Annotated in this window: 9 protein-coding genes; all 9 read left to right on the forward strand. The window is 47.1% G+C overall.

Annotated features, from left to right (window positions below; all coding sequences use genetic code 11):
- Positions 1 to 4 precede the first annotated feature (4 nt).
- The 9 genes from mutL (at position 5) to MHH91_RS09065 (ending at position 10,706) form a co-directional block, all read left to right on the forward strand.
- Entirely contained in the window at positions 5 to 1,882 is a 1,878-nt protein-coding gene (gene mutL, locus MHH91_RS09025) for a DNA mismatch repair endonuclease MutL (RefSeq protein WP_013352326.1), read from the forward strand.
- Positions 1,883 to 2,347: 465 nt separating this feature from the next.
- Positions 2,348 to 3,025, forward strand: coding sequence for an MBL fold metallo-hydrolase (locus MHH91_RS09030; protein ID WP_013352327.1), 678 nt, complete (start codon positions 2,348 to 2,350; stop codon positions 3,023 to 3,025).
- A 304-nt stretch (positions 3,026 to 3,329) separates the two neighbouring features.
- Complete coding sequence (gene fabD, locus MHH91_RS09035; RefSeq protein WP_013352328.1) at positions 3,330 to 4,199, forward strand: ACP S-malonyltransferase; 870 nt, start codon at positions 3,330 to 3,332, stop codon at positions 4,197 to 4,199.
- A gap of 134 nt (positions 4,200 to 4,333) precedes the next feature.
- Positions 4,334 to 5,308: an acyltransferase domain-containing protein gene (locus tag MHH91_RS09040; RefSeq protein ID WP_013352329.1), complete on the forward strand. Its 975-nt coding sequence runs from the start codon at positions 4,334 to 4,336 to the stop codon at positions 5,306 to 5,308.
- A gap of 1 nt (position 5,309) precedes the next feature.
- A complete protein-coding gene (fabD, locus tag MHH91_RS09045) occupies positions 5,310 to 7,547 on the forward strand; it encodes an ACP S-malonyltransferase (RefSeq protein WP_014471838.1) in 2,238 nt (745 codons plus the stop codon).
- A 67-nt stretch (positions 7,548 to 7,614) separates the two neighbouring features.
- The gene (locus tag MHH91_RS09050) at positions 7,615 to 7,863 is read left to right on the forward strand and encodes an acyl carrier protein (protein WP_013352331.1); all 249 of its coding nucleotides are present in this window, start codon (positions 7,615 to 7,617) and stop codon (positions 7,861 to 7,863) included.
- A gap of 51 nt (positions 7,864 to 7,914) precedes the next feature.
- Positions 7,915 to 9,177 (forward strand): hydroxymethylglutaryl-CoA synthase family protein, encoded by a 1,263-nt coding sequence (locus tag MHH91_RS09055; RefSeq protein WP_013352332.1) that lies wholly within the window; start codon positions 7,915 to 7,917, stop codon positions 9,175 to 9,177.
- The gene (locus MHH91_RS09060) at positions 9,174 to 9,947 is read left to right on the forward strand and encodes an enoyl-CoA hydratase/isomerase (RefSeq protein WP_013352333.1); all 774 of its coding nucleotides are present in this window, start codon (positions 9,174 to 9,176) and stop codon (positions 9,945 to 9,947) included. The genes MHH91_RS09055 and MHH91_RS09060 overlap by 4 nt, the downstream gene beginning before the upstream one ends.
- Before the next feature lie 9 nt (positions 9,948 to 9,956).
- Complete coding sequence (locus MHH91_RS09065; protein WP_013352334.1) at positions 9,957 to 10,706, forward strand: polyketide synthase; 750 nt, start codon at positions 9,957 to 9,959, stop codon at positions 10,704 to 10,706.
- The last annotated feature ends 36 nt before the right edge of the window (positions 10,707 to 10,742 follow it).

Genomic DNA, 10,742 nt, shown 5'->3' on the forward strand with positions numbered 1-10,742 from the left:
GGACTTGGCAAAAGTCATCCAGCTGTCAGATGAGCTTTCAAATAAAATAGCGGCCGGTGAGGTGGTGGAACGGCCCGCCTCTGTCGTTAAAGAATTGGTGGAAAACGCAATCGACGCAAACAGCACAGTCATTGAAATCGATATAGAGGAAGCGGGGCTTTCGTCGATTCGGGTGCTCGACAACGGCGAAGGTATGGAAACCGAGGATTGCAAGCGGGCTTTCCGCCGCCATGCGACCAGTAAAATCAAAGATGAAAATGACCTGTTCCGGGTGAGAACACTCGGTTTCCGCGGAGAAGCTTTGCCAAGTATCGCGTCTGTTTCTCATCTGGAAATCAAAACGAGCATCGGCGAGGGAGCGGGAACTCATCTCATTCTTCAGGGCGGGAATATGATTTCTGAACAGAGAACTTCCAGCAGAAAAGGGACGGAGATCATCGTCACTAACCTGTTTTTCAATACACCCGCCAGATTAAAATATATGAAAACCGTGCATACGGAGCTCGGCAATATTACGGATGTCGTCAACCGGATCGCTCTTGCGCATCCGGAAGTATCGATCCGCCTCCGCCATCAGGGGAAAAACCTGCTGCAGACAAACGGAAACGGGGACGTGCGCCATGTGCTGGCCGCAATTTACGGGACGGCGGTTGCGAAAAAAATGATACCGCTCCATGTCAGCTCACTTGATTTTGAAGTCAAGGGCTACATTGCGCTGCCGGAAATCACGCGTGCATCCAGAAACTACATGTCATCTGTCATTAACGGAAGATACATTAAGAATTTCCCGCTTGTAAAAGCGGTGCATGAGGGCTATCACACGCTTCTGCCGATCGGCCGCCATCCGATTACGTTTATCGAAATTACGATGGATCCGATTTTAGTCGATGTCAATGTCCATCCGTCGAAGCTTGAAGTCCGCCTCAGCAAAGAGACGGAACTGCATGAGCTGATCCGTGACGGCATAAAGGAAGTTTTTCAAAAGCAGCGGCTTATTCCAAGCGCCCAGCTTCCGAAAAAATCAGCGCCGGCACCGATCAAAAATGAACAGCAATTTATGACGTTCGGTGAAAGTGAGCCTGAGCGGAAACTGCCTGAAAAAACGCCGGAGCCGTCTTACTCGCCGATGAAGCTGAGTTCGGTCGTAAAAGAGCCGGCGCCGGTAACAGAAGAAGAGTTTCACCCAAATGAAGCGGATCATGAAGTGCCGTCGGAAACCAGCATGCCGGAAATGGCTGCGCCTGTTTCTGATATTCCGGCGCCGGAAGAGGAAGCTGTCTCCGAAGAAATACAGGAAGAAAGAGTTCCGGTCATGTATCCGATCGGCCAAATGCACGGGACATATATTTTAGCCCAAAACGAAAACGGCCTGTATATCATTGACCAGCATGCGGCCCAAGAGCGGATTAAATACGAATATTTCCGGGAAAAAGTCGGGCAGGTTGAGCCTGAAGTGCAGGATATGATCGTGCCGCTCACCTTTCACTATGCGGCAAATGAAGCGCTTATCATTGAACAGCATCAGCATGAGCTTGAAAGTGTAGGGGTATTTTTAGAAGCTTTCGGCACTAACAGCTATATCGTCCGCTGCCATCCGGCCTGGTTTCCAAAAGGGGAAGAAGCTGAACTGATTGAAGAAATCATTCAGCAGGTGCTTGACGCCAAACAGATCGACATTAAAAAACTTCGGGAGGAAGCCGCCATAATGATGAGCTGCAAAGGCTCGATCAAAGCGAACCGTCATTTGCGCAACGATGAAATCAAAGCGCTCTTGGACGATCTGCGCCGAACGGCAGACCCGTTCACATGCCCGCACGGCCGGCCGATCATTATTCACCATAGCACGTATGAGATGGAAAAGATGTTTAAACGCGTGATGTAGAACGTGTAAGATGAAAAGAAAGGAACACTGGATGAACAGTCTGGTGTTCCTTTTTTTTGTTTTTGAGAATCTGATATTTTTGCCTTTAAAGACCAACTGAATACTATGCTGATATTAACGTTGAAACATTTTGATAATTGAAATAAAAAAGAATCAGGTCTAAATAACTAGTTCTATAGTTTTGGCTTACTTTTCGTTTTTCTTCTGCCGGAAACCCGAATAAATGTTTCAGCTTTAATGAATAAATATCCCTAAAGAATTCATCTATATGAATATTCTGATTTCCTTATATATCAGCATAGCAATTTGTGAAAGGGCACAGCCTGGTGCTTTTGACAGGAGCAGAAAGTTTTTTAACTTTACCGGAAAATCCATGGAAAAACGTGGTGTCATCTGGTAAAGTGGTTACAGTCAGCTGGGCGGCGGCAGCAGTCTGCCCGGATCTTTTAAATGGGAATGGTGACAATGGATCATACATATGAAGTGCATCAAATCAAAACGTATCATCAGATGTGGTCCAACTATTGTTATATTATCGCAGACCGTGCCAGAAATTCTGCGATAGCGGTGGACCCGTCTTGGGAAATCGGCAAAATAACCGATAAACTGCATGAGTTGGATGTTGATTTATCAGCTGTTTTATTAACACATTCACATTATGACCATGTAAACTTGGCGGAGCCGCTTCAGCAAATCTATCATTCTGATATATACATGTCGTCGGCTGAAATCGATTTCTATCAATTCCGGTGCAGAAACTTAATAGCGCTTGAAGACGGTCAGACCTTTGCCGCGGGGGGATTTATCATCAAAAGTATACTGACCCCGGGACATACGGCCGGGGGAATGTGCTATTTGCTTTCTGATCATCTTTTTACCGGTGACACCGTGTTTACAGAGGGTTGCGGTATATGTGAGGACAGGGGCAGCTCGGCGGAGGATATGTTTGACAGTATACAGCGGATCAAAGCCTCCATTCCGCCGTATGTGCGTGTATATCCGGGACACTCTTTCGGGGAGAAGCCGGGACAAAAAATGGAGAGTCTTCTGAAAAACAATATTTACTTTCAGATTGACAAGAAAGAACATTTTGTGAATTTTCGCAACAGAAAAAATCAAAAAGGGCTGTTTCATTTTAAGTAGCGTATAATTAGTTCTATTTATCTACTTTTTCTTTCGGAACTAGAAACAACTGAAATGGAATGATAGTTATTGCTTAATTTTTGGTAATAATCACTTGGGTGACGGGAGTTTTCCTGAAAAAAGCCGGGCGGGACATTCGCCTTATGCCAGTTCCGAAAGACCTGAATCCGCCTTCTGGGCAGGGTTAAATAGGCATTCTTCAGGAGTCCGCATAGGATAAATTAACTTGACATGGTATTTTTGTGAAGTTACTATCAATTTGAACATGCTTCTTATCTGAATCCGAGAAAGGATGGCTGAGAAAATGATCACATACTTATTCCCCGGACAAGGTTCTCAAAAACAGGGAATGGGAAGTTCATTGTTTGACGAATTTAAAGACTTAACTGAGCAGGCTGATGAAACACTCGGATATTCTATGAAACGGCTTTGTCTTGAGAATCCGTATTCCAACCTTCACAAGACGCAGTTCACTCAGCCTGCTTTATATGTTGTAAACGCGTTAAGCTATTTGAAAAAAATCCAAGACAATGACATAAAGCCGGATTATGTGGCCGGCCACAGTTTGGGAGAATATAATGCGCTGTTTGCCGCAGGCGCTTTTGATTTTATTACAGGCCTGCAGCTTGTCCGTAAAAGAGGCGAATTAATGAGTATGGCCACTGACGGAAAAATGGCCGCCGTTATGGGATTAACTCCGGCTCAAGCGGAAGACGCCCTTCAAACGCACGGGTTACATACGATTGACATTGCCAATATGAATTCTCCTCACCAAGTTGTCATATCCGGACGCAAAGAAGACATTGAAAGAGCCAAAACCGTATTCGAAGGAATAAAAGATGTTACGCTGTTTCATCCGCTGAACGTAAGCGGTGCTTTTCACTCGAGATATATGAGCGAAGCAAAACAAGAGTTCGAAAAATTTTTACAGTCATTTCATTTTTCTGCTATATCAATTCCTGTCATTTCTAACGTGTATGCCAGACCTTATGAGCAAGACGGAATCCACTCCGTTCTGGCCGATCAGATCGACCATTCAGTGCGATGGAACGACAGCATCCGCTATCTGCTGAACAAAGGGCCGATGGAATTTGAAGAAGTCGGACCGGGCCATGTGCTGACAGGGCTTATTCACCGCATCAAAAAAGAAACTGAAGCTTCACCCGCCATGTAGCGGATTGTAAGACGAAATTCTTATCTCACACAACATTGCCAATCATACAACATCACGGCCACATCACTTCACATGACATCACGAAAACTCATAAATCAATATTTTAAAAAAATAAGCAATAAAAAGGAGAACAAATGAGCCAGCCAATTGTTTTCATGTTTTCCGGACAGGGTTCTCAATACTATCAAATGGGAAAAGAGCTGTTTGCACATAACGCAGCTTTTCGGCGGAAAATGCTCGACTTGGACGATTTTGCTGTCAGCCGTTTCGGTTTTTCTGTCGTTAAAGAGATTTATCATACAGCCAATCGTCTGTCCGATCCATTTGACCGCCTTCTTTTCAGCCATCCTGCCATTTTTATGGCTGAGTACGCACTTGCGTATGCTTTGGAGCAAAAAGGGATACGCCCCGATTATGTGATCGGAGCGAGCCTCGGAGAATATGCCGCGGCCGCTGTGTCGGGAGTGCTTAGCGCCGAAGATGCTTTAGATTGCGTCTTGGAGCAGGCCGAAATCATTACGGAAACATGCCGTAACGGCAGCATGCTTGCGGTACTGGGTGATCCGAGATTATATCAAGATGATCCGCTGCTGCGCGAACATAGTGAATTGGCAGCTGTAAACTATCATTCTCACTTTGTCATCTCTGGAGAGCGGGCACACATCAAAAAAATCATGGACGATTTGAGAGAAAAGCAGATTCCTCATCAGCTATTGCCGGTATCATACGGATTTCACTCGGCGCTGGTTGATCAGGCGGAGCTGCCGTACAAGCGTTTTTTAGCCCGGAAATCAATCCGGACTCCGTTTATACCGTACATTTCCAGTATGACCGGAGAGGCTGAGACCGATATTCAAGCAGACTTTTTCTGGGATATCGTCAGAAAGCCGATTCGATTCCGAGAAGCGCTTCAATTCGCAGAAAGCCGTGAAAAAGGCTTGTATATTGATGCCGGGCCGTCCGGCACATTGGCCGCATTTGCCAAACAGATCCTTCCCGCAGGGTCGGCAGAACGCATACGAACCATTATGACGCCGTTTCATAAAGAACAAACACATTTGCAGCAAATCGAAGACATCATTTTATCATCGCCCGGAAGGAGACTGTAAGATGATCAGCTTTGTTTTTCCCGGCCAAGGTTCGCAAAGAATAGGGATGGGAGAGGACCTGTTCGCCCGCTATCCTGAATTAACCGCAAAGGCCGATCATATTCTCGGATATTCCATTCAGGAGCTGTGCAGGGACGGAGAACGTCTCAATCAGACTCAATTCACTCAGCCGGCACTCTATATCGTCAATGCCCTCAGTTATTTGAAAAAAACAGAAGACACCGGCTTGACACCGGATTTTACCGCCGGTCACAGTTTAGGAGAATATAACGCGTTATACGCCTCAGGAGCTTTTAATTTTGAAGATGGTTTGCAGCTGGTCAAAAAAAGGGGCGAACTGATGAGCCGTGCAAAAGGCGGCGGCATGGCGGCGGTGATCGGCCTGACTCATGAGCAGGTCACGGACGTTTTAAGAGAATATCATTTAGATATGATTGATATCGCCAACATGAACACACCGCAGCAAATTGTCATTTCCGGATATAAAGAAGATATTGAAAAGGCCGCATCCGTATTTGAAGCTGTAAAAGGCGTGAAAATGGTTCACCGTTTAAATGTCAGCGGCGCCTTTCATTCCAGATATATGCTGGAGGCGAAGGAAGAGTTTACCCGGTTTATTGAATCTTTCCGTTTCAAGCCGCTGTCAATTCCGGTCATTTCAAATGTGACGGCAAGGCCCTATGACCAATCAGAGCTGAAAGAGACACTTGCAGCGCAAATAACAGGGTCGGTGAACTGGACAGACAGCATCCGCTTCTTAATGGGAAGAAAAAACATGAGCTTTGAGGAAATCGGTCCCGGAAAAGTGCTGACCGGGCTGATTCAAAGAATTACAGCTGAAGCGGAGCCGATAACAGAGGAAATCAACGTCCCGGCCGCGGCTGAAAAAAGCTCAATTACGGCGGCATCTTTAGGAAACGAAGAGTTTAAGCGTGATTATCAACTGAAATACGCCTACTTGGCCGGCGGCATGTACCGCGGAATCGCTTCGAAGGAAATGGTCGTCAGACTGGCCGAAAAAGGAATGATGGGCTTTTTCGGAACGGGCGGTTTGAACATCGCGCACGTTGAGGACGCCATTTTGTCAATTCAGCAGGAGCTTCGTGACGGCGGCGCCTTCGGCATAAATATTGTACATAATATGAAGCATACAGATTCAGAAGAAAAAATGATTGATCTTTTACTGAAGCATGGGGTTCAGAATTTGGAAGCATCAGCGTTTTTAACGGTTACTCCCGCTTTAGTCAGGTTTCGCGCTAAGGGGTTAAAGCGAGGTGCCGACGGACAAGTGATAGCGCGGCAGCGGATTATCGCCAAGCTGTCCCGTCCGGAAGTAGCGGAAGCATTTCTCAGCCCGGCGCCTGATCACATTCTGCAGAAGCTTGCAGCTGAAAACAAAATTACCGCTGAAGAAGCAAGTCTGATGAGAGAAATACCCGTTGCGCATGACATCTGCGTGGAGGCGGATTCAGGCGGACACACTGACGGCGGAGTTGCTTACAGCCTCATGCCGGCGATCGTCCGTTTAAGAGATGACATGATGAAACAATATCGATACGGCAAAAACGTCCGCATCGGAGCCGCAGGGGGAATCGGGACGCCTGAGGCAGCCATGGCCGCATTTATGCTCGGCGCTGATTTTATAGTGACCGGATCAATTAACCAATGCACCATTGAAGCGGCGACAAGCGGTCTCGTCAAGGACCTGCTCCAGCAGATGAATGTACAGGACACGGCTTACGCGCCGGCCGGCGATATGTTTGAATCAGGCAGCAAGGTGCAGGTATTAAAGAAAGGGCTGTTCTTTCCGACCCGCGCCGCTAAGCTGCATGAACTGTATCAGCGCCACGGCTCAATCGAAGAAATTGATCAAAAGACAATCAGACAAATAGAAGAGAAGTATTTCAAGGCAAGTATAAGCAGTATTTATGAAAAGGTGAAGGCGCATTATTCGAGTGAGGACATTTCAAAAGCCGAACGGAATCCGAAACAGAAAATGGCGCTCATATTCAAATGGTATTTCAGGCAAAGCTCTGCTTCAGCGATTAAAGGAGATCCGGATGCCAAGGTAGATTACCAGATTCATTGCGGGCCGGCATTAGGCGCTTTTAATCAATGGGTGAAAGGTACGGAGCTGGAACCATGGAAAAACCGCCATGTCGATGGCATCGGCCTGCGTCTTATGGAAGAGACGGCCTCACTTTTGAATCAGAAGTTAGGTTCATTTCTGCAAAGTTGACAAGACGAAATGATAGATTGAAAACATCGAATATTCATAAAAAGAATGAAACAGGGAGGAACTGACAATGAGTAAAGAAAGAATCTTTGAATTGCTGCAGAACACCATTTACGAGGTTTTGCCGGATTTAGAAGGCGAACAGCTTTCACATGAAGACCGTTTAGTTGATCTTGGGGCGGATTCAGTGGATCGCGCTGAAATAATTACGATGATGCTGGAAGAATTATCTTTGCAGATTCCGCGTGTTGAGCTGACAGGAGTGTCAAACATCGGCGAACTGGCAGAAAAGCTTTATGAAAAGGCGCAGGCCGTCTGATAAAACGGTGCGAAAATCGGAAGCTCAAAATTCTTATTGGAGGCGAAGTTCATGGCTGCTGCCGGAATAGAAGCGATAAATGTGTTTGGCGGGACGGCATACCTTGATGTCATGCAGCTGGCGGAGTACAGAAACTTAGACCCTGCCAGATTTGAGAATTTACTGATGAAAGAAAAAGCGGTGGCGCTCCCATATGAAGACCCCGTTACATTCGGCGTTAATGCGGCAAAGCCGATTATCGACCGATTGACAGAGGCTGAAAGAGACAGAATCGAGCTGCTGATTACCTGCTCGGAGTCCGGCATTGACTTCGGAAAATCACTCAGTACATATATTCATGATTACTTAGGCCTTAATCGGAACTGCCGTTTATTTGAGTTGAAGCAAGCCTGCTATTCAGGAACGGCGGGCCTGCAGATGGCACTTAACTTTATTTTGTCACAGACCTCCCCAGGAGCGAAAGCGCTTGTCGTTGCGACGGATATTTCCCGGTTTTTAATTGCCGAAGGCGGCGATGCGCTAAGCGAGGATTGGTCTTACGCAGAACCGAGCGCCGGTGCGGGTGCGGTTGCCTTATTGATCGGTGAAAATCCGATCGTATTTCAGGCGGATGCCGGCGCAAACGGCTACTACGGCTATGAGGTGATGGATACATGCCGTCCGATCCCTGACAGTGAAGCCGGTGATGCCGATTTATCATTGATGTCTTATCTCGATTGCTGCGAACAGACATTTCGCGAGTACAAAAATCGTGTGCCGGACGCTGATTACAAAGAGACGTTTCACTATCTTGCTTTCCATACACCGTTTGGCGGCATGGTAAAAGGAGCCCACCGGACGATGATGCGCAAGCTTGCAAAAGCGAAAAACGCTGAGATCGAACAGGATTTTCAAACCAGGGTGGAACCGGGGCTCCGCTACTGCCAAAGAGTCGGAAACATTATGGGGGCAGCCTCTTTATTGGCCCTTGCCAGCACGATTGACCAAGGGGCATTCGACACTTCTAAGCGGATCGGCTGTTTCTCCTACGGGTCGGGATGCTGTTCGGAATTTTACAGCGGCGTTGTGACGCCTGAGGGACAAGCACGGCAGCATTCTTTCAAAATAGAAGAGCATCTGAACAACAGATACAGGCTGTCCATGGAGGAGTATGAAGAACTGTTTAAAGGCAGCGGTTTGGTAAAGTTCGGAACACGGAATGTCAAATTGGATATGAATATGATTCCGAAAATATTAGACCATCATGCCGGAAGCCCTCGTTTATATTTGGAAGAAATCACAGAATTTCATCGGAAATACAGGTGGATCTCGTGACCTATGAGACGATAAACGTCCGTTTTCAGCAAAATGTCTGTTTCATCACCTTTTATCGGCCTGAAGCCAACAATACGATTAATGAACGTTTAGTGGAGGAATGTCTGCATGTTCTTTCTGAATGTGAAGACTCCGTGACCTCCGTGGTGCTTGAAGGGCTGCCGGAGGTATTTTGTTTCGGGGCGGATTTCGATGAGATGTACGGGAAAATGAGGCAGGGTATGCAGCATGCGGAATCCCAGGAGCCGCTTTACCGTTTGTGGCTGGCATTAAAATCCGGGCCGTACATCACAATCGCCCGCGTCCGCGGAAAAGCAAACGCGGGAGGTGTCGGATTTGCCGCCGCGTGCGATATCGTCATTGCAGACGAGAGCGCTTCATTCAGTTTATCTGAACTGTTATTCGGGCTTTATCCCGCCTGCGTTCTGCCGTTTTTAATTCAAAGAATCGGCTTTCAAAAGGCGCATTATATGACGGTTATGACAAAGCCCGTGCCGGCACGGCAGGCGCTTGAATGGGGACTTTGTGACGTATGCGTCCCGGACAGCGCAACAGAGCTGAGAAAGCATTTGCTGCGCCTCCGCCCGCTGTCGAAAAAAGCAGTCACCCGCTATAAACATTACATGGATTCCTTAAACGACCTTGTTCATCGTTCGAAATCCATTGCTTTAGCCGAAAATCAAGCGATGTTTTCAGATCCGGATAACCAAACAGCCATCATCCGTTATGCAGAAACGGGGCGGCTTCCTTGGGAAACGGAGAACAGTTAGGAGGATATCATGCCGAACGCCGCAGTTGAACTGCTCGAAATTGAACCGGATATTATCCAAGTGACCATGCAGGATAAAGCCCACAAAAACGCCTTCTCCAAAGAGCTGACGGATGGATTGATGGAGGCCTTCACCCGTATAAAAAAATCGTCAGTCTATAAAGCTGTGATTTTAACAGGCTACGGCCATTACTTTGCTTCCGGAGGCACACAGGAAGGCTTGCTCAGGATTCAGCAGGGCATCACGAAATTTACGGAAGACCGCATGTACTCTTTGGCGCTGGAATGTGATATTCCCGTCATTTCCGCCATGCAGGGCCACGGAATCGGAGGCGGGTTTGTCATGGGGCTGTTCAGTGATTTTGTCATTTTAAGCAAAGAAAGCGTGTATACCGCAAACTTTATGAAATACGGTTTCACCCCCGGAATGGGCGCTACCTTTATCGTTCCGAAGAAGCTTGGGACAAGCCTCGGACATGAAATGCTGTTAAACGGCGGCCACTACCGCGGCGGTGACCTGGAGAAAAGAGGAGTGCCTTTTCCGGTGCTTCCGCGGCAGGAAGTATTAGGCTATGCGCACGAATTGGCCCGCGAGCTTGCGGAAAAACCGAGAAATTCTTTAATTACATTGAAAAGGCACTTGGTGACGCCGTTACGCGAGCAGCTTCCGGCCGTCATTGAGAAGGAGTTAATCATGCACGACCAGACGTTTCATGATGATGAAGTGAAAAAACGAATCACGACGATGTACGGAGTATAAGAAATACATCATACATACAGATGAAATGGAGGCAGC

It is taken from the genome of Bacillus sp. FSL K6-2819 (assembly GCF_038008305.1).
In the GTDB taxonomy this organism is placed as follows: domain Bacteria; phylum Bacillota; class Bacilli; order Bacillales; family Bacillaceae; genus Bacillus; species Bacillus amyloliquefaciens.